Genomic DNA, 23,771 nt, shown 5'->3' with positions numbered 1-23,771 from the left:
CTATCCTGCTTTCTGCATCACGGCTTCTTCTGCCCACTTACGTGCCAGATGGTCCGTTTGCAGTACGTTATCAAGGGTTAAAGAGGCATCAAGAAGGCCGTCTGACGTCTCAAATCTGTCCAATACACTTTCAACGATCTGGGCCATCTCTGGAAAACTGACCCGGCGTGCGATGAACAGGTCCAGCGCCCGCTCTTTCGCGGCGTTGAACACCGCACCTGACAGACCGCCGCGCTGCATCACGTTACGGGCGAGGCGCAGCGCTGGATAGCGGGTCTCGTCCGGGTTCTGAAAGCGCAACTGACCCAGTTTCGCCAGGTTCAGACGTTCGACCGGTAGCTTGCGCCGATCCGGCCAGTGCAGCGCATAGCCAATTGCATGGCGCATATCCGGTGCGCCCATATGAGCCATGACCGCGCCGTCATTGAACCCAACCAGCGAATGCACGATGGATTCGGGATGCACCAACACTTCGATCTGATCAGGAGAAACACCAAAGAATTCCCGCGTTTCAATCACTTCGAGCGCTTTATTGAACATCGAAGCGCTGTCTATGGTGATCCGCTGACCCATATCCCAGTTCGGATGGCTCGAGGCTTGCTCGACCGTGGCATTGACCAGATCGCTCAACGGCCAATCGCGGAACGCGCCACCGCTGGCGGTGATAATGATCCGTTCAACTGCATCCATATCCTCGCCCACCAGCGCCTGGAACACGGCAGAGTGTTCGCTGTCCACCGGCAAAAGTCGGGCATTGTGTTTTCGCGCCGTTTCCAGCACCAACGGTCCGGCACAAACGAGCGTTTCCTTGTTTGCCAAGGCTAGGGTCGCACCTTGTTTCAATGCCTCAAGACCCGGTGGCAATCCGGCCGCACCGACGATGGCCGACATGACCCAATCCGCTGGCCTCGCTGCAGCTTCGGTCAGCGCAGCCTGTCCGGCCGCAGCCTCGACACCGCTGCCGGATAGTGCAGCACGCAGGTCCTCGAGCTGATCCTCATGCGCGGTCACGGCCAAATCAGCCTGCAGTCGGCGTGCATCGTCGGCCAGCTTTTCGATATTTGCACCACCGGTTAATGCCACCACGTCATAGGCCGACGGATTCCGGTCAATCAGGTCGATTGTGTTCTGTCCGACCGATCCGGTCGCGCCGAAAATGGAAACTCTGCGCATTACATGCCCCCGGGGGAGTAAATCAAACCCGCGATCAGAACGAACAAGGCCGCCCCCATCATCCCGTCAAACCGGTCGAGAAATCCGCCATGTCCCGGGATCAGGTTCGAACTGTCCTTGACCCCAAATTTCCGTTTGGTCGCACTTTCGACGATATCTCCGGCTTGACTGGCCATCGAGGCCAAAACCGAAATCACAACAAACATGAACCCAAATCCGGCATAGATCGCAAAAACAGCCCCCACGATGGCTGCTGCGGCCCAGCCTCCGGCAGTGCCCGACCATGTTTTCTTGGGGCTGACCTTGGGCCAGAACTTAGGGCCCCCAAAGGTTTTGCCAACAAAATACCCGGCGACATCCGTCGCTACGACCACCGAAATCAGCCAAACCATCCAGCCAAAACCCATCGTCTCGCGGATAGAGATGAAGCCCAGACCAGATGCCGCAATCCAGACGGCAAATAGCGCATAAATCGTTTTCGAACGACCTACCTGCCCCGCCCCAACCAAAGCCGGAGCCACCAGAACCGGAAGCTTAAAAAGCGGCGGCACGTGGTAGCTGATCAAGACGGCCACTCCGGTCAGAATGCCAAGCTGAACGCGCACGCCGACCTTGTCCGGGTCGATCATCCGCACCAGCTCCCAGGTCATCAAACCGCAGGCAATTGCGATGAATGCTTCGAACCAAAGGCCGCCCAGCCAAACCTCGACCGAGCCGATGGCAATTAAAACGGCTGCGGACAGAATCCGGGCGCTTAGGTCAGACCATCGGCCGTCGCTCATACCCGCACTGCCCCAAACCGGCGCTCGCGAGAGCCAAAGTTGCGACACAGCCGTTCCAGCTCGGCCGCTGTGAAATCCGGCCAGAGCGTGTCGATGAATTCATATTCGGAATAGGCCGATTGCCACAGCAGAAAGTTCGATATCCGCGCCTCACCACTGGTCCGGATAACCAGATCGGGATCAGGAAGAACATGCGTGTCCAGATACTTGGGCAGAGTTTCTTCATCAACATCTTCGGGGCGCAACCGTCCTTTGGCTACGTCCAGCGCAAGACGTTTGGTGGCCCGCGCAACCTCATCCCGACCGCCGTAATTCAGGGCGACGGTCAAGTGAACCAGATCGTTATTCTTGGTCTCTTCCTCCAGCGCATCCATTAAGACAATCAGCTTGGCGTCCAATCGAACGCGATCCCCAATGAACCGAACCCGGATACCATTTTCCTTCAGAGTCCGGGTTTCTTTGATGATGTAGCGCCGAAATAGGCTCATCAACCCGGCAACCTCAGCCTGCGTGCGTTTCCAATTCTCAGTCGAAAAGGCAAAAACCGTCAGGTATTTGATTCCAAGTTCCGGGCAGGCCTCAACCACCTCGCGCACGCGCCGCGCCCCGGCGTGGTGTCCGAACAGTCTTGGCCGACCACGCGCCTGCGCCCAGCGACCATTTCCGTCCATGATAATAGCGACATGGCGCGGCCCAAGCGCGGGCGAAGTATGAGGGGTGTTGAGCATTCCCTGTCTCAGACCTGCATGATCTCGGCCTGCTTGGTCTCAAGCGCGGCGTCTACAGATTTGATCATCTCATCGGTCAGGTCCTGAACCTCGGATTCCCAGAATTTCTGATCATCCTCGGACATACCGTCCGCTTTGGCTTTTTTGACTTGATCCATCCCGTCGCGGCGCACATTCCGGATTGAGACACGGGCGTGTTCAGCATATTGCCCGGCAACTTTGCCCAATTCGCGGCGGCGTTCTTCGTTCAGTTCCGGGATCGGCAGCATGATGATCGTACCGTTCAGCTGCGGATTGATCCCCAGCCCGCTTTCGCGGATCGCCTTTTCAACCTTGCCCACCAGACCCTTGTCCCAGACGTTGACGGTCACCATGCGCGGTTCGGGTACATTCACCGTCCCAACCTGATTGATCGGAGTCATTGAGCCATAGGCATCCACCATCACCGGCTCAAGCATCGAGGCCGACGCCCGCCCGGTCCGAAGCGAGGCGAATTCGGTTCTGAGGTTGGCCATGGCGCCTTCCATGCGCCGTTTCAGATCATCGGTATCCAGTTCGAAATCGTCAGACATGCTGCTCACTCCCCGTATTCAGGTGCTGTTTGCATGGCTTCTAAGCCATCGCAATTGGGATGTATAGCAATGATGATGTGGAAATGCGCCATTGACCAGAGGTGTCTTCAGCATTTTTTCGGTTGATTAAATACCAAACAGACCAGCCGACATCCTAGTCGGCCGGTCTGAAGGAAGCTTTTCCGATCAGGCGTTTACGTCAACGACGACGCGGCCTTTGACCTGACCTTTCAGAATATCGGCGCCCAGTTGCGGCAGATCGTTAAGGGTTGCTGGCTGAACCATTGCCTCAAGCTTATCCATCGGCAGATCGGTGGCGATACGTTGCCACGCCCGGACGCGATTTTCATAAGGCTGCATCACGCTGTCGATGCCCAGCAGATTTACGCCGCGCAGAAGGAATGGAATGACCGTCGCAGGCAAAGCAGCACCACCCGCCAACCCCACAGCCGCGACCGAGGCGCCGTATTTCATCTGCCCCAGGACGCGCGCCAGCATCTCTCCTCCGACTGCATCAACACAGCCAGCCCAGCTTTCGCTTTCCAGAGGCCGCTTGGTGGTTTCGTTCAGTTCTTCCCGCGGGACGATTGTGCTGGCCCCCAGAGATTTCAAGTAATCCCCCGCCTCGGGTCGACCGGTAACAGCCGCCACTTCGTAGCCAAGATTGGACAGAATGGCCGTGGCCACAGATCCGACCCCACCTGCGGCCCCGGTTACCAAAACCGGCCCGTGATCGGGTGTCATTCCGTGATCCTCAAGCGCCATCACAGCCAGCATCGCAGTAAATCCGGCCGTGCCTACAGCCATTGCCTGGCGCGCATCCAAGCCATCGGGCAAGGGCACCAACCAATCGGCCAGCGCATTGGCTTTCTGGGAATACCCGCCCCAATGCGCCTCACCCACGCGCCAGCCGGTTAAAACTACCTTGTCACCGGGCTTATAGCGGTCATCTGATGACGCTTCGACGGTCCCGGCATAGTCAATGCCCGGTACATGTGGGTAGTTGCGCACCAGCCCGCCACCCTTTGGCGACGTACACAAACCATCCTTGTAATTCACCGTCGAATACTCGACCGCCACGGTCACGTCACCATTTGGCAAATCATCCAGAGACAACTGCTTGACCGAGGGGCTGGCCAAGCCGCTCTCTTCATCCTTTTCCATCACCAATGCGTTGAACATCCGATTTCCTTTCGTTTTCCTAGCGCCAGGCCGTTCTACGCCTGGCTGAATGAGTTCGGGTGCGCCGTGTAGCGACGAGGGCGACGCCCAAACCCTCCCTTAGATCCAGAAACGCTCCTGCACTGTGGCGCGGCGCATGCCGTCTGGCGTTTCAACCTCGACAATCGTTCCTGCTTCCCAGTGACTTAATCGCAGCATGCCGATTGAGACATTCGTCCCGAAATCCGGGGACCACGCGGCTGAGGTCACCTGCCCCACACGCCTTCCACCTGCGAACACAGACCACGGTCGGTCGCAGGGCGGTACTGCGTCGCCCTCAATCGCAATTGGACGAATCTGCTGTACCGGGCCTTCCTTAGCCACACGCAACAATGCATCCCGACCGATACACCCAATCGCGGTGTGAGTATTACAGAACTTGCCCAAACCACATTCGTGCGGCGTGTTGTCGTCGGTCATGTCATTGCCATAAGACAGCAAACCACCTTCGATCCGCTCGATCAGGTTGGGACAGCCCGCCCGCACCTGCAGGTCCTCACCCGCCGCAAAAAGGGCGTTCCACAATGGCATGCCTATTTCAGTGCCTTCGACATAAATCTCGAACCCGCCCTGTTTCGAATAACCCGACCGAGCCACGGCCAGGTCGCGACCTTCGAAGTCGAACATATCGAATTTAAAAAACCGGATATCCCGCACGCGATCCCCGAATACGCGCACCATCAGGTCATCCGCCTTGGGCCCCTGAACCGCCAAGGGCGACACGTCGGGTTCATCCACCAGAACATCCAGCCGATACCCGTTGGCGACCCCTTTGACCCAAAAAAGCAGGTCACTGTCAGCAATGGAAATCCACCAACGATCATCGGACAACTTCACCGCCACAGGATCGTTCAGCATCCCACCGGTTTCATCGACGATGGGCACGTAAAAGCACTGCCCCGGCAGCATCCCCCGCAGATCACGCGGCGTCAGCATTTGCATCAATCTGCCCGCGTCCGGGCCGCGCAGCTCAACCTGCCGTTCACAGGAAACATCCCAGACCTGAACGTGGGATTTCAGATGCCTGTAATCTGCCTCGACGCTTTCGAAAACTGTGGGCAATAACATGCGGTTATAGACCGTGTATGCTTTAACTCCCGCAGCCTCGACACCGTCTGAGAAGGGCGTGCGCCGCAACCGGCGGGATAAGGAAATTTGCGGCATTCAAACCTCCTTTGGCATAAACACCAAATCGCTAACAGGTGCGGCTGATCCGGTCTCGGTCAGCATTTGGTGCAATTGCCCGCGATGATGGGTCTGATGGTTGAACATATGGATGACGCATTGCGCGTAGGGCAATGTAACGTCAGCTTCTTTTGCCGCCGAGAACCACGTGAATTCACCAGTCAAAAGGTCCTCTTCAAGCGATCCAGCCCAATTGGAGATGCGGGCGTCGACTGTTTTGCACAGCGGCAACCACTCGGCCAGATCAGCGCACAAGGACACACTTTCCGGAATGCCACCACCTGGACCATCGCCCTGATCAAAACGCGAAATCCAAATCCAGTTACCCCACAAAAGATGGTTAGCAGTCCCCATGATCGAGCCAAAAAAAGCGCCGCAATCTTTCGCTAACTCCTCGGGCGTCAGGTCTTGAAGAAAAGCGGACAGCTGGCTGTTCTGCCATTGATTATACCGTGCCATTTCCTGTGCATAGGCCCCGGTGATCATTATTTTGGTCCATGCCAGTCAATCGGGCAAATCTCGGCCGATTTACCGCCGAAATCCCAGACGCGGCCGTAATCACGCACCTTGGATTTGGTTCCACGCGCTACGATGATATCCGGTCCCATCCAGTATTTCGAGTTCGAAACCATCACCGGATGCTCGGGGTCTTTACCCGCCAACATCTCAATCTCGCCTTGAATCTTGCGACCGATTACGATGCGGCGCTTGTTGCCATCACGTTCGATCTGGACAGGGGCCCGCTCGGCCCCGATGATCTCGCTAACCAGCATGGTGAACAGACCAGTTGTACCGCCCGCCTGCCCGCTGAAGATTTGCAGCAGACCGTTATAGGCCTTGCCGCTAGCGCGTTCATCGACATAGGCCGCGACTTTCCACTGGCCCTCGCCCATGCGACCGGGAATGTCGACCAGCAGACCAACGTTCAAACCCGACAGGTCCTCACCCTCGTAATGGCCTTCATCGATGATGACCCCCATCCACGCGTGGCAATGCCCTTCGGTCGGAGGATGCGCCCCCAGCGATACAACGCAGGGACAAAACACATCGCACGAGCAGTTGAGGATCAACTCTCCCTTGATGACCCAATCAGTCGGGCTCATCTCACGCCGCTTGGGATTTGGCATACGACTGTCGATACGTTGGCTGATCGGCAACCTGTCTGCTTCAGGTTTTCTGTTCTTAGCCATATACTTATCCTCCGAAAATAAAGGGATAGATCAACAGGAGAATTCCCCCTGCAACAAGAGCAAACCCCATTGGTCGCGTCACTGCGTGACCGATCTGAGGCAATTTTTCCAAAACCATGAACAGAGTCGCCAACCCCATCCAAAGCAAGCTCATGACGCCTCCAACGAAACCCAGCGCCATAAAGCCCCAACAACATCCGACGCAAAAGGCACCCAGCCCCAGGCCCATGCGCAACCCGCCTGTGAAACCGGTTTTCCAATGAACTAGAAAATAGGTCATGGGCGCGTGGCAAACTCCGTGGCAGACCTCTTTCGCGCGGGTGAACTGAAAAGCGCCAACTGCGATCATCAAACCACCGGCCACAAAGCTGGATTTGGCGATGCCCAGCATGTCGACAACGCCACCGAACAGTAAAACCAGCTGAACCCCCGTGATCAGCGCCGCGAACCCAACCCAGACGATGAAATACCCTGCCAGAACGCCCAGCCAACCAACTCGTGTACCATTGGCGCTGTAGATCAGGTCATCATAGCTGCGCAAGGTCGGCACAAGGGTCGGCAACATCATTGCGGCCATCATGATGGCCCACATCCAGAACAGCGGGCTAAATTCGGCCATCGGCATGTACATATCCATGCGCGGATCCATGGCGGCCATCGCTTGCCCCATTGGGCCGGGGCGCCCGATCCAATCCAGATCCATTCCGCGGCTCATGGTGAACATCATCCACCAGGCCCACAGAATCAGGCTGTAAAACCCAAGCCACAAACCGCTGCGTAGAACTGCGCGACTCATGCGTCCCTCCCGACTCAGTCCTTGCAATTCAAATGTCAGACTTTTAAATGTCAGACAAATAAAATCTTACCAACGGTCCCCGGAATATGAAAATCGACCCACGAAAACCCGCCGATTTGTCTGCGCAAATCGCGCAGGCCATCCGTGATGCCATCATCTCGGGGGAATTGATCGTGGATGAGCGTTTGCCGTCCGAGGCAGAACTGTCCGATCAGTTTCAGGTCTCACGCCCCACGGTGCGCGAGGCATTGAAACGTCTAGCCGCGCAATCCTTGATCCGAACGCAGCGGGGCGCCAGCGGGGGTGCTTTTGTCAACCGGATCAGCTTTGAGGACGCGTATTCGCAGCAAATCACGACCTCAACACTGCTGTTGTCGATGAATGCGGTCAGCTTTGATACTGCCTGCGAAGCCCGATTTTCGTTGGAACGCGCCTGCGCGCCTTTGTCTGCGCAACGCCGTACTTCGGATCAACTGGCCACCATGCGGGCCGAGATTTTCCGTCAGGCACAGCCTAGGCTTTCGGATGAGGCCTTTTGCGCTTCAGACGTCACATTCCATCGGGCCTTGGTAGATGGTGCCGACAACCCGGTGCTCTCTTACCAGTTGGCCGGCGCTGTCGAGGCCATGCAGCCCTTGATGAACATGATCACCTTCACCGCCCGATCGCGGGAACAAATCATCTCCTTGCACAATCAGATTGCCGATGCGCTGGAAGAAAGGGATGCGGCAAAGGTAGATGCAAAACTAGTTGAGCTAGAAGAATACACCCGTAAGCTGGCCCAGGATGTCGCCCAGCAACATCGTAAACCTGCTTGATGAGGGACAGATGACAACAGCGCTGAACGTAATTGCCGCCCTCTTGACCATAGGTTTTGGCCTCTTCGGATTTCTGGCGCCCGCGTTCACTGCGGCCTCGTTGGATTTGACACCAACCGACAGCAACATGGGTCTCAGCGAGATGCGCGCATCAGTCGGTGGGCTATTTGTCGTAACTGGCGCGGTGGTGCTGTGGCTGAACAATCCTATGGCTTATGCCATGTTGGGCGTTGTTTATGCGGGCGCGGCGCTTGGGAGGTTTGTCTCGGTCATTCTTGACAATCCGCCACTCATCAAAGCCATGACATTCGGAGGAATCGAATTGGCCCTGGCGCTGTGGTTGATCTTGGCGAACATCAACAGGGCCGCGTAAGCATCTGTTTTTAAAACAAGCGTAGATTAGAATTCCTGGTTTGCATCCACGCGCGCGCTCACCTATATAGGATATGTCTTTCGGGACTATGGACATAAACGCGCTCGTAATAAGCGGATCGGACCCGGGGGCGGTACCCGGCGGCTCCACCAACCATCCTTCGTTTGAGGATTTTGGGGCCGAAATAGGATCGACGAACGTCTAAAGGGGTTAGCTTTGTCTCGGCTGTCTGCCACCGTTACCGGCGAAAATAGTACAATTGCAAACGACAATCGTGCTCCGGTTGCAGTTGCTGCGTAAGCAGTAACAAGACCGAAACTTAAGTCCTTGCGCCTAGCCGCGTAAGGCGGGGTTCGCAGGTACCTGGCAACAGAAACCTGCATTTTCTCCCTAATGTCTGCTGTTTAACCCTGATCTTGTTCACGTTCAGAATTTATTCACCCTTTGGTCTCATGCTGACCCCGACAGAAAAAGGAGAGTCGGGATGTCCCATACAGATGTCGTCAAAGGATGGTATTCCGAGGTTTGGGAAAACGGGAACCTTGATGCGATAAATCAGTATTTTAGCGCTGATACGATGGCCGAAGGGTTGATCCCCGAAATGCAGGTCGGCGCGGATGATTTCCGCGATCTGGTCATGGCGTTTCGTCACGTTCTTGGGGACATCAAGGTCGAAATTCCAAAGATCGTCGAAGATGGGGACTGGGTTTCTGCCATTTTGCATGTCAGCACGACGCGGGCCGACAATGGCGCCCCGCTAATGGCCACTGGCAGCGTGTTCGCGCGGGTCAAGGACGGTCGCATGGTCGAGGCTTATAACCAATTCGACTTCATTTCTTTGTTCGAACAACTCGGGCAGTTTCCGCAAGACACCTTGCCTGTCTGCATGACAGGTCAAAGGCTCGATTGGGTGTAACACGGTTCAGGCAATCTTGACCCCTTTGGCGCTTAGCCGTAAGCAAAGATCATGGGGTAAGATTGCGAACGCCCCGTGAGGCGCCAGCCCAAGTTTCGCATGTATCCGCCAAAAACAGGAGACATGCTATGCCTGCGCCCAATTCAATTACACCTAAACAGCTGATGCGCCTAATCGGAACGCCACAGACTCCGGTTTTGGTCGACATATGTCTGGATGAGGATTTTGAGGCCGACCCGTATCTGATCCCCGGTTCCGTTCGCCATCCTGCCATGGATATCGACGGGATTGCCCACCGAATTGGCAATCGCAACGCCGTCGTCATTTGCCAGAAAGGCAAGAAGCTCAGCCAAGGCGTCGTGTCCTGGCTGCGCAGCAAGGGATGTGAAGCCGAATTTCTGGAAGGCGGGATGTACGGTTGGCGCGACATGGCGGATGCGCCAAGGATACCGGCCTCGGTTGTGCCAAGGCGGGATGATGGCCGATCCGTTTGGGTTACGCGCCACCGGCCCAAGATCGACCGGATCGCCTGCCCATGGCTGATCCGCCGCTTCGTCGATCCCGATGCGCAGTTCTTGTTCGTAGCCCCGCCAGAGGTTGAAGCCACCGCTCAAGCCTTCGATGCGACACCATTCGATATCGAAGATACGTTCTGGTCCCACAGACAGGATCGCTGCACCTTTGACACCATGCTGGTCGAGTTTCAGCTGCACATGCCCGCGCTTGACCGATTAGCCACGGTCGTTCGGGCCGCCGACACCAATCGCCATGATCTCGCCCCCGAAGCCGCCGGGCTATTGGCGATCTCTGTCGGCTTGTCACGTCAATACCGCGACGATCACCAAAACCTCGAGGCAGGGCTGCACTTGTATGACGCGCTGTACCGCTGGGCGCGGGACGCGTTTGACGAGGGTCACGACTGGCTAACGGATCGCAAATCATGACGCCATCCCTATCAGACCTTGTCCGGGTGTTTGGCCGCATCGGGTTGCTGTCGTTCGGAGGGCCGGCCGCGCAAATTTCCCTGATGCACCAGGAACTGGTCGAGCGACGCCCGTGGCTGGACGAACAGGCCTATCTGCGCGCCTTGTCCCTGTGCATGCTGCTGCCCGGCCCCGAGGCCATGCAACTGGCCACTTATGCGGGTTGGCGTCTGCGCGGCGTGACCGGCGGGTTGATCGCTGGTGCCCTGTTTGTGCTGCCAGGGGCGTTTGTCATCGCCGTTCTTGTTGGGCTCTATGCTGCGTTTGGCGACCTGCCATTGGTACAGGCTGGTTTTTTGGGTGTGAAAGCGACGGTGATTGTCATCGTTCTTCAGGCTCTTAGGAACCTGTCGCGCAAAGCTCTGACCGACACACAGCATCGGGCGATCGCTGGGCTGGGTTTTCTTGCTATATTCGCGCTAAACCTTCCCTTTCCTCTGATCATCCTTGCGGCAGCACTCTGGGGCTTTGTCACCTTTAACGGCGAGGTCAATACCGCAAATGCACCCCCTGCCCCAAAGGTCAAAGGCATGCTCGGTACCGCCGCAATTTGGCTGGTTTTGTGGCTGGGGCCACTATTGGCACTGACCTTGACGGGACAAAAACTGTTGAGCGATCTGGGCTGGTTCTTTGCTCGCCTTGCCGTTGTCACGTTTGGCGGGGCCTATGCAGTGCTGGCCTATATGACCCAGACTGTGGTGGAAAAATATCAATGGGTCAGCACAGATCAAATGATCGACGCGCTGGGTCTGGCCGAAACGACCCCGGGACCGTTGATTCTGGTGACACAGTTTGTCGCCATGTTGACTGGTCAAATCAACGGCGGTGCGTCGCTTGCAATAGCGGCCGGCGCAGTCGCCCTTTGGGCCACATTTGTACCGTGTTTTCTGTGGATTTTTTTGGCCGCCCCCTATCTGGACCAATTGGCGACCCGTCCAAGGTTGTCCGCCGCGCTGCATGGGATTACTGCCGCTGTGGTAGGTGTGATTCTTAACCTGTCAGTATGGTTCAGCCTGAACGTTCTGTTTCAGACTATTCCCCAACAGTCATGGGGTCCGGTGACCATCCCCAGGCCCGATCCAGCCAGCCTGGATCCTGCCGCTCTGATCCTGACACTATTGGCTGGGCTATTGATTTTTAAGTTTAAATTTGGGATGGCAACGACTCTGGCCATCATGGCCGTGATTGGAACGGGAATTCACTTCCTTTGAACAATCCTCGCATACCCGGTCTTTCGTTTCCGTCGAAATCCCCTATGCTGAGGGTAACCACTTTTGAGGATGACACATGTCGCAAGACATCGATTATGGAAACTTGATGCACACCGCGATGCGCGGGCTCATCAAATCCGTTCTGAACAGCGTTGCCGATAATGGCCTGCCTGGAGCGCATCATTTCTTTATCACCTTTGATACGCGTCAGGATGGCGTTGAGCTGGCTGATTGGCTGCGCGAGCGGTACCCCGAAGAGATGACAATTGTCATGCAGCATTGGTTCGAAAATCTAGAGGTTGGCGACGAAGGCTTTGCCATCACGCTGAACTTCGGCGACGCACCGGAACCTCTGTACATCCCTTATGCAGCTATCAAAACCTTCGTCGATCCGTCCGTCGAATTCGGCTTGCGGTTTGAAAGCCCCGATGACGAGGAAGAAGCCGACCCCATCGTCGAGGAATCAATCGAGGTTGAGGAAGAGGCAGATCAACAAGATGCTGAGGTCGTCTCGCTGGATAGTTTCCGTAAATAATTGCTCAATAGACTATTGTTTTTTAAGAAAAGTCTCGACCGAACGGGACTTTTCCCCATTGCGGAACCGTGAAAACGACAGGTCCAGACCACCGTCTGCCAGAGTTCGGTCGAATTGCTGCAACTCGTAGTCGCCGGTTTCGCCGATAAACAGCGAAAATACTGTCAGGGTATCGCCTTGGATCCGGCCCCAGACAAAGGGTTCGCCCTGCATCGGGTCAAGCGGTACTTCGTGTCCGAACACATTGCGTTTCATCGCAGCCGAAAAAACATCTGCCCGGTCGGACTGTTTGAAATCAATCGAGAATTTCTGTTCCTTGATGCGGCCATCCGCCTTGTAGGTCGTTGTGGTCCAACTGATATTAAAACCGTTCTTCATCTCGTGAATCGACACGCTCATGTCGCGTGGCGTTTCGGTACCGTCATCATCGACAACACTTGCAGATCCAACATAGTCGCCGACAAAAGGCGAAATATCCGCCGCTTGGACAGGAACGCCAGATAATGCGATCAAAAACAGGAAGCCCAGCGAAAAGACTATATATTTCAAGAAATAAGTCTGAACCAATTTGCCCACCGGAGCCTCCAATATGGTGATCCTATTATTGTAGCGGACACGTATGCACGCACAATGCGTTTCACAAGAAATTTCACCGTCCCTTCCACCTATACCTCTGGCACCCTTAAGTTTATGGTGCGCGCAACTGGCCGATTGCTCTGCAACTATGTTGCGGGTAAATGGCATACGAACGTATACACTACGGAGTGACAGATGTCTCAGACCCGCACCGAATCCGACAGCTTTGGCCCGTTGGAGGTTCCTTCTGACAAGTATTGGGGTGCCCAAACGCAGCGATCGATCATGAACTTCCCGATCGGTTGGGAAAAGCAACCCGTTGCCATCGTGCGCGCGCTGGGCGTGATCAAAAAAGCCTGTGCGATGGAAAACAAAGCCATAGGTAAGCTGGATGCAAAGATCGCGGATGCCATCATTCAGGCCGCTGGCGAAGTGATCGAAGGCAAGTTTGACGACAATTTTCCTCTGGTCGTCTGGCAGACCGGTTCGGGTACGCAGTCGAACATGAACTCGAACGAGGTGATCGCCAACCGCGCGATCGAAATCCTGGGCGGCGTTATTGGTTCGAAAGAGCCAGTTCACCCCAACGACCACTGCAACATGGGTCAATCGTCGAACGACACCTTCCCCACCGCCATGCATATCGCTACCGCAATGAGCGTGCGCGATGTGCTGTTGCCGGGTCTTGAGAAATTCGCCTCGGCGCTGGAAGCTAAAGCGAAGGAATTCGCAGGCATCATCAAAATCGGCCGGACCCACACTCAGGACGCGACGCCACTGACGCTGGAACAGGAATTTGGCGGTTATGCGCACCAGATCCGTCAGGGTATCGCCCGTGTCCATGCGTCGATGCCCGGAATTTATGAACTGGCGCAAGGTGGTACGGCTGTTGGTACTGGCCTGAACACCCATAACGGCTGGGATGAGGCCGTGGCCAAGAACATGGCAGACATCACCGGCCTGCCCTTCATCACCGCACCGAACAAGTTCGAGGCACTGGCCGCCCATGACGCCATGGTGTTCCTGTCGGGCGCTTTGGCGACCATCGCGGGCTCTTGCTACAAAATCGCCAACGACATCCGTCTGCTGGGTTCCGGCCCACGTTCTGGTCTGGGTGAGTTGATCTTGCCGGAAAACGAACCTGGTTCGTCAATCATGCCGGGTAAGGTGAACCCAACACAGGCCGAGGCGCTGACCCAAGTGGCTGCGCATGTCATGGGCAATGACGCAGCGATGAAGTTTGCCGGTTCGCAAGGTCACTTCCAACTGAACGTCTATAACCCGATGATGTCCTATAACCTGCTGCAATCGATTCAACTGCTGGGCGACGCAACCGACAGCTTTACCGAGCGGATGCTGCTGGGCATCAAGGCTAATGAGCCGCGCATCGACAAGCTGATGAAAGAATCGCTGATGCTGGTGACCGCTCTGGCCCCGACGATTGGCTATGACAACGCCACAAAGGTTGCCAAAACCGCGCACAAAAACGGCACCACCCTCAAGGAAGAGGCCATCGCGCTGGGCTTTGTGGATGAAGAGACCTTTGACGCCGTTGTCCGCCCCGAACATATGATCGGCCCGAAAGACTGATGGGTAAGCCGGTCAATCTGAACCGGTACAGAAAAGCAAAGGCTCGGGCCGAGAAAAAGGCCCGCGCCGACCAGAACGCTGTCAAATTCGGGCGCAGCAAGGTCGAAAAGGTCGAGGCCAAGTTCGAACAGGACAAACAGCGCCGCGACATGGACAATCACGAGTTGGATGAATGAGCGGTCGCCCGGTCAAACGCTCACTGACTTTGAAAGGTCATCGTACTTCGGTGTCCCTTGAGGATGAGTTCTGGCAAGCCTTTCGCGACATTTCGAAAGAAAAAGAAATGGCAATAAATGCGTTGGCGGCTGAGATTGACGTCGAACGTGACCCCGATATCGGTCTAGCTTCAGCCATTCGAGTTTATGTTCTGAATTGGTACCGCACCCGCGATTGATGCTTGTCACCCTGTTTCCTTTGCCTGTACCCTGATCGGAACAAAAGGGGTACATCATATGAGCAAGACTGTAACCGGACCTGATGGACAACCGCGCTGTGCTTGGTGCCAAGCCGCCCCCGAGTTCTTTGAGTATCACGATCAAGAATGGGGCTATCCGGTCGCGGACGATCAGCGATTGTTCGAAAAGCTGTGCCTTGAAAGCTTTCAGTCCGGACTTAGTTGGCGAACAATTCTGAACAAGCGCGAGAATTTTCGCAAAGCGTTTAATCAATTCGATTTCAACGCTGTAGCTGCATTTACTAATGCAGACATCGAGCGTCTCTTACAGAACGAAGGCATCATACGTCATCGCGGCAAGATCGAGGCCGTGATCAACAACGCCCGCTGCGCGCAGGACCTTATCGTGGCCGAGGGGTCTCTGGCCGCTTATGTGTGGCGATACGAGGCCGACAACCCGCCTGCGCCGCAAACTGCGTCAACCTCGGCCGAGTCCATTGCAATGTCGAAGGATTTGAAAAAACGCGGTTGGAAGTTTGTTGGGCCAACCACGGTATTTGCTTTCATGCAGGCCATGGGGTTGGTCAACGACCACGCAATCGGCTGTACCATGCGTGAAAAAGCGGCGCAGATGCGCCGCGAATTCATCAAGCCGGAATAGCGCCTCTTAGACCGAGGCGCGGAAGATCTTGTCGATATTGCCGCCCAGAGCCGTATTGAACTCGGCGTCTGATTGCTGTTTGGACAGCCCTTCGGTCAACGCGCGCGAAAACGACGCAATCATCTTGCCGTTCTGGTTCAGCAGATCACAGGCTTGCTCGGTTGAATAACCACCAGACAAGGCCACTACGCGGACAACACGAGGGTGGTCGGCCAGTTCGTCGAACAGGTTGGCATTGGTGGGGATGGTCAGTTTAAGCATGATGTCCTGCCCCTCGTCCAGTTGATCGAGGTTCTTCAGGATTTCGGCCTTCAGAATATCCTCGGCCTCGGCCTTGGTGGCGGAATTGATGTTCACTTCGGGCTCGACAATCGGAACCATGCCTGCGGCAACAACCACGCGCGCGACGTCAAATTGCTGGGCAACTACGGCGGCAATTCCTTCGGCGTTGGCTTCATGGATCACCGAGCGTTCCTTGGTGCCGAACACGCCATCCACCTTGGCCAGTGTTTCCGCCAGGCCAGGAATCGGTTTCATCATCTGTACACCGTTGGCCTGATCTTCCAGACCCTTGTCGATCTTCAGGAACGGCACGATACCTTTCTGCGACCACAGGTAATCGGCGACTTTGCGGCCATCGATTTCCTCGCCCAGCGTGCGTTCGAACAGGATCGCGCCGATCACTTTGTCCTTGGTAAAGTCGTCAGCCAGAATAATGCGTGCGCGCATTTTCTGGATTTCACCGAACATTTCCTCGTCCGAGCTATAGTCCGAGGCCTCAACCCCATAAAGAGCCAGCGCCTTAGGCGTCGACCCGCCGCTTTGATCCAGGGCCGCAATGAAACCCGCGCCGTTGGACATCTGCTCGCGCTGTTCTGCTTTGGACATAAGACTTTCCCGTTTAACAATGATTCCGCATTTTGCACTCGCATACAGCAAGGCGGCGGGCGATGGTAGCGTGTTAGCGCTCAACCACGCGCAGCCAGATGCCATCTTTGGACCGCACCGTCAGATGCGCCACTGGCACTGGTGTGCGATCTTCAACCATTTCGAACCGGAAATTTTGCAACAACATCGACAACAGCAATGGCCCTTCGACCATGGCGAACCCGGCCCCGGTACACACGCGGGGACCGGCGGAAAAAGGGATAAATGCGTGGCGCTGGCAGGTTTTCCCGTTTTCGGTAGACCATCGAGTAGGATCGAAATCATCGGGTCGATCCCACAAACGCTCTTGCCGATGCAGGTGCCAGGGGCTGATGACGATCTGCGCGCCCTTGGGAATGTCCCGCCCCCGGAATTGTTCGGGGCACGTCGCCTCGCGCACCATCATCGGTACCGGAGGGTACAGGCGCAGCGCCTCGCGAAATACATCGCGGCTGAGCTTCAATCTGGACACTGCGCTAAAGCTGGGATCATTCAGAGTATCCGCCTCAGCGCTTAGTTTTTCCTGCCATTCGGGGTAAAGCGCCATCAAATACAGCGTCCAGGCCAGCGCTGATGCACTGGTTTCATGCCCAGCCAGGAAAAAGATGGCGACCTGATCCACCATCTCCTGCGTGTCGAAACAATGACCGGTTTTCGGATCAGGTGTGGTCATGATCTTGGTTGCCAAGTCGTCCGGCGCCTGACCCGTGGCGATCAGATCGGCACGCTCTGCTATTAGACGCGAAATCAAAGCCCGGATATCCTGCGCGTTTCTGCGTGTATTGCGCGCATGCAACCGGGGCACCCACTTCGCTACTGGAATAAAGGCCGCCAGGTTCAACAAAGGCTGTTGCCGCTGATAGGCTCGGAACTTTTCGAAAACCTGCGCGGCTACTTCATGTTCAATCGGAACTGAGAAGAGCGTTCGGAAAATCACGTCAGCCGCGGCGTGGCTGATAACCTCCTCGCATTCAATCACCTGCCCCGCTTGCCCTTTCAACCGCGTGACACAGGCTTGCGCGGCTTCCAGCATGGCTGGGAATGTGTCTTTCAACCGCCCGCCTTCAAAGGCCGGGTCGATGATGCGGCGCTGCCGTTTCCAGGTCTCACCATTGGTCAGAAAGACCGAGTCACCCAATAACGGGCGCAACCCCTCGCTTATGCGACCAGATTTCGGGAAATCGTCGGGGCGCTGCTTAAGGACGGTTTCTACAAGCTCGGGCTGGTTGATCATGTAGGACCGAAAGAACGGCGTTCGGAACTCGGCCATCCAGGCCCGGTACAGGCGCTGTGGTTGGGCCGACAACAGGTCCTTGCGGAACAGTTTCAGATAGCGCCACAGGGATACCTTATCCGGGCGGGATGTTGGTTTGGGCGGCTTCACGGAAGAACCGACCTGTATTTCGAAACCGGCTGGTCGATAAGCGATTTTGACGGATCACGGCCTTGAAACCTTTGCGCCAATGAAAGCGGCCCTGCGGTAACGCGGAAATAGTCATAATCGCCGGGGCGATCAAACGCGCAGAGATACTGAAAATGCAGCCGGAAGAACCGCCAGCGCAGCTCGTGCCAGCGTTCTGGCGACAGAGTCTGTGTAAAGGCCGCGGACAGCACCAGCGGCCAACGTTTTTGATCGGTAGCAACGCCACTGACGCCCACTGGGTCACATAGAGCAAAGGCACACCCATCCCCCGGGGCGGACACGTCAACCCAGGTGAGTTCACTTCGGGTCGACAGAAATTGCAGATCGGTGCGCAAATCCCTGGCGTCCGGCAGGAATGAGACCATAGGCACCACCTGCCCAAGGCTTAGAAAGGACAGGATCGGGCCGTCACTGGGAAGGTTTTGCGAACGGATCAGATCAGCCAGCACCATCACACCCAGATGCGCCCCCGATGAATGGCCAACGACCAGAACCTCATCCACATCCGTCTCAAGTGCGCATTGAATATGTTTGGCAAAGTCGGCCAGACGTGAGCGTAACTCGGCCGGGGTGGCGCCATTCAACGCAGCCGAATAGGCATAGTCGTGCATCAGGTAATACGCAAACAAGCGATTATCGATCTTGCGAAACCAGAGCAGCAAAGCATAAGCGGCCGCTATTGCCGGCACCATGGCCACCCACCCAGCAACAGGCCATAGCAACGCCGCAAATATCCACAGCACGCCTAGCGACAGGGCCAATTGCGCAATCAGCATGCCGACAGGATACAACGCTGCAATCACTGGCCCTTTGCGCAAGCGCATAAGGCGCCACAATGCCCCTGACCCAATATAAATCCAGGCCGTGCGCACAAGCTGCAAGTAGGCCGCGGGGATCGAATTCGACATGCTGTCGCGCACGATGTCCGACCAGACCAAGACCTCGATATCTACCTGGACGTCGACGCCATCCTGGTGCGAGCGGACATGCCAGCCGTACGGACCGTCACCTGATTTGGGCGACAGTGAGATCTCGTAGCCTGAGATTTCCGCCTGCGCCCGACCTTCTTTTCGGTACAGCTCTCGGTATCGCCGAGGGTGAATCGGATCGTAGCCGGGTATGTAGAAAACCCGACGCCGTCTTACCTGAGGCTGATTTGTGTGACTGCTCATGGCCTTACCTTCTGCGGCGCAGGTTAACGCAGCCTTACCGCCAAGGTAAGTCAGATCATCCGAAATTGGCGAGTGCGGGGAAGGTTTCCAGCAGCCACCAGCTGAACTCGGTGAACAGGCCAGTGATCAGCATGATGCCGACGAACAGCAGCAGACCCCCCATGACCTTTTCAATCGTACCCATGTAAGGCTTGATCCGGTTCATTACTGACATCGACCGGTTCAGGAACATCGCGGCCAGTAGGAACGGAATACCCAGACCTGCCGCATAAACACCCAGCAACAACGTACCCCGCGCAACCGAGGACTCGGACGCCGCCAGCGACAGGATCGCACCCAGTTGCGGTCCGATGCACGGAGTCCAGCCGAACGCAAAGGCCAGACCCAGGATATAGGCACCAAAGACTGAGCCGCCGGAATCTCCGGTTTCGATCCGCGCCTCACGATCCAGGAAAGGAATGCGGAAAACATTCAGGAAATGCAGACCAAAGACAATCACCACTGCACCGGAGAGTTTGGCGAAAAGCACCTGGTTCTGCAGCACGAATACCCCAAAGGCCGATGCTGTGAACCCCAATAACAAGAACACCGTGGACAGACCAAGCACAAAGAACAGCGCCGACATCGTCGCCTTACGCCGCGCACGCGCCTCATCCTGCATCTCGTTGATGGTCACACCGCTCATATACGCCAGATAAGGTGGCACGATGGGCAGAACGCAAGGCGACAAGAAGCTGATCAGCCCGCCCAGCATCGCGATGAACATGGCGGGCAGCAGGCCCGCGTCTATGATATCAATTCCGAACATAAATCAGCACATATGGTATCAACCCCGCCACGTCACGGGGCCATTCGGTCACATCCCCGTGCTTAGACGCTGGACACTGCGTCAACTTGGAAATATCTGCACATTATGTCTAGCCCCACTGAAACATTGGATGCGCTGGGTCTTTTGTGCCCTTTGCCCGTCCTGAAAGCCAGAAAACGCCTTAAATCTATGCCCTCGGGGGCAATTTTGCGCGTGTTGGCCGATGATCCTGCCGCCATCATCGATGTTCCGCATTTCTGCACCGAAAGTGGGCACCAGCTGGTGTCACAAGAGGATGCGGACGGACATCAGATCTACCTGATACAAAAATCAGGCTGAGGTGGAAACACGTCTGGTTCAAGAAAAAGGCGGGCTCAAAGCCCGCCTTTCTTTTTTATTGCCCCAAGGACCACCACCCGCGCCGTTTCGGCTTGGGCGGTTCGCTGGGTTGCTCAGGCTCTTCGGCCACAACTTCCAGAACAGGCTCAGGCGTTTCTGCAACCGGCTCTTCCAGCGCTACTTCGACTTCAGCGGTCTGGACAGTCTCGGCAACCTCTTCCACAGCTTCTTCAGCTTCGACAGCAACTTCGGTAATCACTTCTGTCTCGGTTACCTCATCCGCTGTCGGCGCATCGGTTTCCGCTGAAACCGGTTCGGTCACCACCTCAGCAGCTTCGGGCTGTTCAACGGCTTGTTCCGGCGCAGGTTCTTCTGCAGCGGTTTCCTCGGCCTTCTTAGCGACTGCTTCCTCAGCTTTATCAGCGGGTGTTTCGTCAGTTGCTTCAACCGTTTCCGCGTCCTTCTTACGACGGCGCGGCGCACGGCGGCGTTTCGGTTTTTCAGCCTTTTCTTCCGCAGCGGGTTCTTCGGGTTGAGCCTCAGCAGATGCTTCATCCGTAGCTTCGGCTGCGGCCTCACTGTCCTCTGCACCAGTTTCAGGTGTATCCCCCGAGCCGTTGCTTTTCTTACGACGACGGCGGCGACGTTTGCGCTTGGGCTTAGTCTCTTCTTCGGCCTGAACCGCCGTTTCTTCTTCGACGGCTTCGTCCTCGTCCGCATCCACCAGATCCATCAGCGTTGCGTCCACGGATACAACCGGCGCTGTCGCCTCGGGCACGATACGGCTGGCGGTCTTAAACTTCTCCATCGAGAAATCGGGACTGACCAGATGCACGTCGCCTTCGATGCGAACTGACAAGCCATAACGTGCTTCGATCTGCGCAATATGTTCCCGCTTTTGGTTCATCAGGAAGTTAGAGATACTGACCGGGCAGCGCACCAGAACCTCGCGCGAGCGGCGGCGAGTGCCCTCCTCTTCGATCTGACGCAGGATGGTCAGTGCCATGTTGTCATCCGACCGGATCAATCCGGTGCCATGACAGGACGGGCACGGCTGTGTTGTCGCCTCCAGCATGCCAGGGCGCAGACGCTGTCGGCTCATCTCCATCAGGCCAAAGCCGGATATCCGACCCACCTGAATACGCGCGCGGTCTGTCTTGAGCTTGTCTTTCAAACGCTTTTCAACGGCCGAGTTGTTCTTACGCTCGTCCATGTCGATAAAGTCGATGACAATCAGACCAGCAAGATCGCGCAACCGAAGTTGCCGCGCCACTTCTTCAGCGGCCTCAAGATTGGTCTTAAGCGCGGTTTCCTCGATCGAGCCTTCCTTGGTTGCCCGGCCCGAGTTCACGTCGATCGCCACCAACGCTTCGGTCACGCCGATCACGATATACCCGCCGGACTTCAGCTGCACCGTCGGGTTGAACATGCCGGTCAGATAGCTTTCGACCTGATAGCGTGCGAACAGCGGCAGTGCGTCTTCATACCGTTTCACATTCTTCGCGTGGGACGGCATGATCATTTTCATGAAGTCCTTGGCGATGCGGTAACCGCCTTCACCCTCGACCAGAACCTCATCAATCTCACGATTGTAGAGATCGCGGATCGAGCGTTTGATCAGGTCGCCCTCTTCATAAATCTTGGCGGGCGCGATGGACTTCAGCGTCAGCTCGCGGATCTGCTCCCACATGCGCTGCAGATACTCATAGTCGCGTTTGATTTCGGACTTGGTGCGCTTGGCCCCCGCAGTCCGAATGATCAGGCCCGCACCAGTCGGCACGTCAATTTCAGCCGCGATTTCCTTTAGTTTCTTACGATCCGGGGCATTGGTGATCTTGCGGCTGATGCCACCGCCACGCGCGGTGTTGGGCATCAGAACGCAATAGCGACCCGCCAGCGACAGGTATGTGGTCAACGCGGCACCCTTGTTGCCACGCTCTTCCTTGACGACTTGTACCAGCAGAACCTGGCGTACCTTGATCACTTCTTGAATCTTGTACCGGCGCGGACGTGGCTTGCGCGGCGGACGGATGTCCTCGCTGTCGTCCTCATCAGCAACTGACTCAATGCTGTCATCCTTAGCCGATGCATCTGAACGAGGTTTTTCTTCGGCCTCGTCTTCGTCTTCGGCGTCGGTTTTGGTGGCTTCCGCAGCAGGCGCGTCGTCTGCGTTGTCGTCCGCAGCGCTTTCGGCTTCAGCCTCCCCTTCGGGAGAGGCATCTTTCGCCTCTACGTCTGCAGTTTCTTCTACAGGCTCCGCAGATTCCTCTTCCGTGGCGGCGTCCTCAGCCTCGGCAGCAGGCTCCTCCGCAGTCGCAGGCTCTTCTGTCTCAGCGGCAAGTGCCTCAACTTCATCCGAGGCTTCTGCGTCATCGCTGGGTTCCTCAACCGGCGTCTCAGCGACATGATCCATCGGAGAGGTGCCTTCTGGAACAGACAGATCAGCCCCTTCTTCGCCCTCATCCAGATCAATCGTCTCCATGCCTGTTGGCTCAGACGAAACCTCGATGGATTCGACTGCGTCGTCGGATTTCACATCCGCCGCCTTGGTCCGCGATCGGGACCGGCGCTTTTTAGGCTTGGCTTCTTCCGCCTCGTCCCGCGCCTTCATCGCCTCGGCATAGGCGCGCTCTTCTTCCATCAGCGCTTCGCGGTCGGCGACCGGAATCTGATAGTAATCCGGGTGGATTTCCGAGAACGCGAGGAACCCATGCCGGTTACCGCCGTAATCCACAAAGGCCGCCTGAAGGGACGGTTCTACTCGCGTAACTTTTGCTAGATAGATATTGCCAGCAAGCTGACGTTTGTTTTCGGACTCAAAATCGAACTCCTCGACCTTGTTTCCGTCGACCACCACAACGCGGGTTTCCTCCGCGTGGGTGGCATCGATAAGCATTTTCTTAGCCATTTGTCCTTGGTGCACCGCGCCAAACGGGTTGTCCTGGCCCGTCCGGGAGGACAGGCGCTTTTGGGGTGGTGTCTTGTCAGGGCGATATTGGACGGCGCGCGGCAGGGTCTGGCGCTGTGGCCCCCTGCCCGTACTCTCGATCGTTGCGCGCGCGTCATCGCGGTTCTTCTCCGACAGGCGCGGAATGCCGCGTCCTGCCCATTTTTTCCTTTCGCCCGCTCAGGCGGGCTCAGGCGTTCAACTGCCCGGTTAAGGGCATAATCGGTCTGCTTTGCCTCGTGGGGATCATCACCATCCGCGGCAGAGCAGCGAAACTCAAAGCTTGGGGCTTAAGGGCGTGAAAAGGCCCGGCCCGTCCCGCCACCATAAAGGCAGTCCTGTGGAAAAGACAATGGGCAAACTGCACGGTTCACTCCGAACACCGGCCAGGATCGCTTCATCTGGCCAAAAATACTTGGGAGTGTGAATTGGCCCAAAGGGCCAAGAGAGG

At 56.4% G+C, this 23,771-nt stretch carries 26 protein-coding genes and 1 other RNA gene; 12 read left to right on the top strand and 15 right to left on the bottom strand.

All coding sequences use genetic code 11. The annotated features are described in order from the left end of the window. From dxr to GOX21_RS02330, 9 genes are all read right to left on the bottom strand, one after another. Positions 1 to 1,173, bottom strand: coding sequence for a 1-deoxy-D-xylulose-5-phosphate reductoisomerase (gene dxr / locus GOX21_RS02370; protein ID WP_170358374.1), 1,173 nt, complete (start codon positions 1,171 to 1,173; stop codon positions 1 to 3). Further along, positions 1,173 to 1,955 carry a phosphatidate cytidylyltransferase gene (locus GOX21_RS02365; RefSeq protein ID WP_170348640.1) on the bottom strand — a complete coding sequence of 261 codons (783 nt, stop codon included), beginning with the start codon at positions 1,953 to 1,955 and terminating at the stop codon, positions 1,173 to 1,175. Before GOX21_RS02365 ends, dxr begins: the two co-directional genes overlap by 1 nt. Beyond that, positions 1,952 to 2,683, bottom strand: coding sequence for an isoprenyl transferase (locus GOX21_RS02360; protein ID WP_170375229.1), 732 nt, complete (start codon positions 2,681 to 2,683; stop codon positions 1,952 to 1,954). Before GOX21_RS02360 ends, GOX21_RS02365 begins: the two co-directional genes overlap by 4 nt. A gap of 8 nt (positions 2,684 to 2,691) precedes the next feature. Then, positions 2,692 to 3,255, bottom strand: a complete 564-nt coding sequence (frr, locus tag GOX21_RS02355) for a ribosome recycling factor (RefSeq protein ID WP_170348638.1) — start codon at positions 3,253 to 3,255, stop codon at positions 2,692 to 2,694. Positions 3,256 to 3,441: 186 nt separating this feature from the next. After that, positions 3,442 to 4,437, bottom strand: a complete 996-nt coding sequence (gene acuI, locus GOX21_RS02350; RefSeq protein WP_170348637.1) for an acryloyl-CoA reductase — start codon at positions 4,435 to 4,437, stop codon at positions 3,442 to 3,444. A 99-nt stretch (positions 4,438 to 4,536) separates the two neighbouring features. Then, positions 4,537 to 5,640 carry a dimethylsulfoniopropionate demethylase gene (locus GOX21_RS02345; RefSeq protein ID WP_170375227.1) on the bottom strand — a complete coding sequence of 368 codons (1,104 nt, stop codon included), beginning with the start codon at positions 5,638 to 5,640 and terminating at the stop codon, positions 4,537 to 4,539. Beyond that, positions 5,641 to 6,147: a DinB family protein gene (locus GOX21_RS02340; RefSeq protein ID WP_170358366.1), complete on the bottom strand. Its 507-nt coding sequence runs from the start codon at positions 6,145 to 6,147 to the stop codon at positions 5,641 to 5,643. Then, positions 6,147 to 6,851, bottom strand: coding sequence for a DUF1326 domain-containing protein (locus tag GOX21_RS02335; protein ID WP_170348634.1), 705 nt, complete (start codon positions 6,849 to 6,851; stop codon positions 6,147 to 6,149). The genes GOX21_RS02340 and GOX21_RS02335 overlap by 1 nt, the downstream gene beginning before the upstream one ends. Positions 6,852 to 6,855: 4 nt before the next feature. Beyond that, positions 6,856 to 7,647 (bottom strand): DUF2182 domain-containing protein, encoded by a 792-nt coding sequence (locus GOX21_RS02330; RefSeq protein WP_170375225.1) that lies wholly within the window; start codon positions 7,645 to 7,647, stop codon positions 6,856 to 6,858. Between the two features lie 86 nt (positions 7,648 to 7,733). Between GOX21_RS02330 and GOX21_RS02325 the strand changes: the two genes are divergently transcribed. From GOX21_RS02325 to GOX21_RS02295, 7 genes are all read left to right on the top strand, one after another. Then, positions 7,734 to 8,465, top strand: coding sequence for a FadR/GntR family transcriptional regulator (locus tag GOX21_RS02325; protein ID WP_170375223.1), 732 nt, complete (start codon positions 7,734 to 7,736; stop codon positions 8,463 to 8,465). A 10-nt stretch (positions 8,466 to 8,475) separates the two neighbouring features. Next, a complete protein-coding gene (locus GOX21_RS02320) occupies positions 8,476 to 8,838 on the top strand; it encodes a DUF4345 family protein (protein WP_170358362.1) in 363 nt (120 codons plus the stop codon). Positions 8,839 to 8,874: 36 nt separating this feature from the next. Continuing rightward, positions 8,875 to 9,222: a transfer-messenger RNA gene (ssrA, locus tag GOX21_RS02315) on the top strand. A 100-nt stretch (positions 9,223 to 9,322) separates the two neighbouring features. Then, on the top strand, positions 9,323 to 9,754 hold the full coding sequence (locus tag GOX21_RS02310; protein WP_170375222.1) for an ester cyclase: 432 nt from the start codon (positions 9,323 to 9,325) through the stop codon (positions 9,752 to 9,754). Between the two features lie 128 nt (positions 9,755 to 9,882). Continuing rightward, positions 9,883 to 10,698, top strand: coding sequence for a chromate resistance protein ChrB domain-containing protein (locus tag GOX21_RS02305; RefSeq protein WP_170375220.1), 816 nt, complete (start codon positions 9,883 to 9,885; stop codon positions 10,696 to 10,698). Then, positions 10,695 to 11,948: a chromate efflux transporter gene (gene chrA, locus GOX21_RS02300; protein WP_170375218.1), complete on the top strand. Its 1,254-nt coding sequence runs from the start codon at positions 10,695 to 10,697 to the stop codon at positions 11,946 to 11,948. Before GOX21_RS02305 ends, chrA begins: the two co-directional genes overlap by 4 nt. 76 nt (positions 11,949 to 12,024) lie before the next feature. Then, positions 12,025 to 12,483: an SspB family protein gene (locus GOX21_RS02295; protein WP_170375216.1), complete on the top strand. Its 459-nt coding sequence runs from the start codon at positions 12,025 to 12,027 to the stop codon at positions 12,481 to 12,483. A gap of 12 nt (positions 12,484 to 12,495) precedes the next feature. Here the strand turns inward: GOX21_RS02295 and GOX21_RS02290 are convergent, their stop codons facing one another. After that, positions 12,496 to 13,023, bottom strand: coding sequence for a hypothetical protein (locus GOX21_RS02290; protein WP_438826464.1), 528 nt, complete (start codon positions 13,021 to 13,023; stop codon positions 12,496 to 12,498). A 231-nt stretch (positions 13,024 to 13,254) separates the two neighbouring features. Here GOX21_RS02290 and fumC point away from each other — a divergent pair, with 231 nt between their 5' ends. Genes fumC through GOX21_RS02270 form a run of 4 tightly spaced genes read left to right on the top strand, consistent with a single transcriptional unit; the run spans position 13,255 to position 15,704 of the window. Continuing rightward, complete coding sequence (gene fumC / locus GOX21_RS02285) at positions 13,255 to 14,649, top strand: class II fumarate hydratase (RefSeq protein ID WP_170358351.1); 1,395 nt, start codon at positions 13,255 to 13,257, stop codon at positions 14,647 to 14,649. Further along, positions 14,649 to 14,825 carry a DUF4169 family protein gene (locus GOX21_RS02280; protein WP_170348624.1) on the top strand — a complete coding sequence of 59 codons (177 nt, stop codon included), beginning with the start codon at positions 14,649 to 14,651 and terminating at the stop codon, positions 14,823 to 14,825. Before fumC ends, GOX21_RS02280 begins: the two co-directional genes overlap by 1 nt. Then, positions 14,822 to 15,043 carry a ribbon-helix-helix domain-containing protein gene (locus GOX21_RS02275; protein ID WP_170348623.1) on the top strand — a complete coding sequence of 74 codons (222 nt, stop codon included), beginning with the start codon at positions 14,822 to 14,824 and terminating at the stop codon, positions 15,041 to 15,043. Before GOX21_RS02280 ends, GOX21_RS02275 begins: the two co-directional genes overlap by 4 nt. Before the next feature lie 58 nt (positions 15,044 to 15,101). Beyond that, positions 15,102 to 15,704: a DNA-3-methyladenine glycosylase I gene (locus tag GOX21_RS02270; RefSeq protein WP_170358347.1), complete on the top strand. Its 603-nt coding sequence runs from the start codon at positions 15,102 to 15,104 to the stop codon at positions 15,702 to 15,704. A 6-nt stretch (positions 15,705 to 15,710) separates the two neighbouring features. Here GOX21_RS02270 and GOX21_RS02265 read toward each other — a convergent pair whose 3' ends face one another. From GOX21_RS02265 to GOX21_RS02250, 4 genes are all read right to left on the bottom strand, one after another. Then, the gene (locus GOX21_RS02265; protein ID WP_170348621.1) at positions 15,711 to 16,592 is read right to left on the bottom strand and encodes a fructose bisphosphate aldolase; all 882 of its coding nucleotides are present in this window, start codon (positions 16,590 to 16,592) and stop codon (positions 15,711 to 15,713) included. A 73-nt stretch (positions 16,593 to 16,665) separates the two neighbouring features. Continuing rightward, a complete protein-coding gene (locus tag GOX21_RS02260; protein WP_170375212.1) occupies positions 16,666 to 18,015 on the bottom strand; it encodes a cytochrome P450 in 1,350 nt (449 codons plus the stop codon). After that, a complete protein-coding gene (locus tag GOX21_RS02255) occupies positions 18,012 to 19,226 on the bottom strand; it encodes a hypothetical protein (RefSeq protein WP_170375210.1) in 1,215 nt (404 codons plus the stop codon). The genes GOX21_RS02260 and GOX21_RS02255 overlap by 4 nt, the downstream gene beginning before the upstream one ends. A 55-nt stretch (positions 19,227 to 19,281) precedes the next feature. Next, entirely contained in the window at positions 19,282 to 20,034 is a 753-nt protein-coding gene (locus tag GOX21_RS02250; RefSeq protein WP_170348618.1) for a cytochrome c biogenesis CcdA family protein, read from the bottom strand. 105 nt (positions 20,035 to 20,139) lie between these two features. On the opposite strand from GOX21_RS02250, the gene GOX21_RS02245 reads away from it, so the two are divergent. Beyond that, on the top strand, positions 20,140 to 20,373 hold the full coding sequence (locus GOX21_RS02245; protein ID WP_170348617.1) for a sulfurtransferase TusA family protein: 234 nt from the start codon (positions 20,140 to 20,142) through the stop codon (positions 20,371 to 20,373). Between the two features lie 55 nt (positions 20,374 to 20,428). Here the strand turns inward: GOX21_RS02245 and GOX21_RS02240 are convergent, their stop codons facing one another. After that, positions 20,429 to 23,281 (bottom strand): Rne/Rng family ribonuclease, encoded by a 2,853-nt coding sequence (locus GOX21_RS02240; RefSeq protein ID WP_170375208.1) that lies wholly within the window; start codon positions 23,279 to 23,281, stop codon positions 20,429 to 20,431. Positions 23,282 to 23,771 lie beyond the last annotated feature (490 nt).

This window comes from Ruegeria atlantica (genome assembly GCF_013032005.1).
Lineage (GTDB): Bacteria > Pseudomonadota > Alphaproteobacteria > Rhodobacterales > Rhodobacteraceae > Ruegeria > Ruegeria atlantica_A.
The sequence above is the reverse complement of the archived record's forward strand: the minus strand, read 5'-3'. Positions and strand labels throughout refer to the sequence as shown.

Bases quoted from the DNA above. Each gene is read 5' to 3' on its own strand.
- dxr (WP_170358374.1), bottom strand. From the start codon at position 1,173: ATGCGCAGAGTTTCCATTTTCGGCGCGACCGGATCGGTCGGACAGAAC.
- GOX21_RS02365 (WP_170348640.1), bottom strand. From the start codon at position 1,955: ATGAGCGACGGCCGATGGTCTGACCTAAGCGCCCGGATTCTGTCCGCA.
- GOX21_RS02360 (WP_170375229.1), bottom strand. From the start codon at position 2,683: ATGCTCAACACCCCTCATACTTCGCCCGCGCTTGGGCCGCGCCATGTC.
- frr (WP_170348638.1), bottom strand. From the start codon at position 3,255: ATGTCTGACGATTTCGAACTGGATACCGATGATCTGAAACGGCGCATG.
- acuI (WP_170348637.1), bottom strand. From the start codon at position 4,437: ATGTTCAACGCATTGGTGATGGAAAAGGATGAAGAGAGCGGCTTGGCC.
- GOX21_RS02345 (WP_170375227.1), bottom strand. From the start codon at position 5,640: ATGCCGCAAATTTCCTTATCCCGCCGGTTGCGGCGCACGCCCTTCTCA.
- GOX21_RS02340 (WP_170358366.1), bottom strand. From the start codon at position 6,147: ATGATCACCGGGGCCTATGCACAGGAAATGGCACGGTATAATCAATGG.
- GOX21_RS02335 (WP_170348634.1), bottom strand. From the start codon at position 6,851: ATGGCTAAGAACAGAAAACCTGAAGCAGACAGGTTGCCGATCAGCCAA.
- GOX21_RS02330 (WP_170375225.1), bottom strand. From the start codon at position 7,647: ATGAGTCGCGCAGTTCTACGCAGCGGTTTGTGGCTTGGGTTTTACAGC.
- GOX21_RS02325 (WP_170375223.1), top strand. From the start codon at position 7,734: ATGAAAATCGACCCACGAAAACCCGCCGATTTGTCTGCGCAAATCGCG.
- GOX21_RS02320 (WP_170358362.1), top strand. From the start codon at position 8,476: ATGACAACAGCGCTGAACGTAATTGCCGCCCTCTTGACCATAGGTTTT.
- GOX21_RS02310 (WP_170375222.1), top strand. From the start codon at position 9,323: ATGTCCCATACAGATGTCGTCAAAGGATGGTATTCCGAGGTTTGGGAA.
- GOX21_RS02305 (WP_170375220.1), top strand. From the start codon at position 9,883: ATGCCTGCGCCCAATTCAATTACACCTAAACAGCTGATGCGCCTAATC.
- chrA (WP_170375218.1), top strand. From the start codon at position 10,695: ATGACGCCATCCCTATCAGACCTTGTCCGGGTGTTTGGCCGCATCGGG.
- GOX21_RS02295 (WP_170375216.1), top strand. From the start codon at position 12,025: ATGTCGCAAGACATCGATTATGGAAACTTGATGCACACCGCGATGCGC.
- fumC (WP_170358351.1), top strand. From the start codon at position 13,255: ATGTCTCAGACCCGCACCGAATCCGACAGCTTTGGCCCGTTGGAGGTT.
- GOX21_RS02280 (WP_170348624.1), top strand. From the start codon at position 14,649: ATGGGTAAGCCGGTCAATCTGAACCGGTACAGAAAAGCAAAGGCTCGG.
- GOX21_RS02275 (WP_170348623.1), top strand. From the start codon at position 14,822: ATGAGCGGTCGCCCGGTCAAACGCTCACTGACTTTGAAAGGTCATCGT.
- GOX21_RS02270 (WP_170358347.1), top strand. From the start codon at position 15,102: ATGAGCAAGACTGTAACCGGACCTGATGGACAACCGCGCTGTGCTTGG.
- GOX21_RS02265 (WP_170348621.1), bottom strand. From the start codon at position 16,592: ATGTCCAAAGCAGAACAGCGCGAGCAGATGTCCAACGGCGCGGGTTTC.
- GOX21_RS02255 (WP_170375210.1), bottom strand. From the start codon at position 19,226: ATGAGCAGTCACACAAATCAGCCTCAGGTAAGACGGCGTCGGGTTTTC.
- GOX21_RS02250 (WP_170348618.1), bottom strand. From the start codon at position 20,034: ATGTTCGGAATTGATATCATAGACGCGGGCCTGCTGCCCGCCATGTTC.
- GOX21_RS02245 (WP_170348617.1), top strand. From the start codon at position 20,140: ATGTCTAGCCCCACTGAAACATTGGATGCGCTGGGTCTTTTGTGCCCT.
- GOX21_RS02240 (WP_170375208.1), bottom strand. From the start codon at position 23,281: ATGGCTAAGAAAATGCTTATCGATGCCACCCACGCGGAGGAAACCCGC.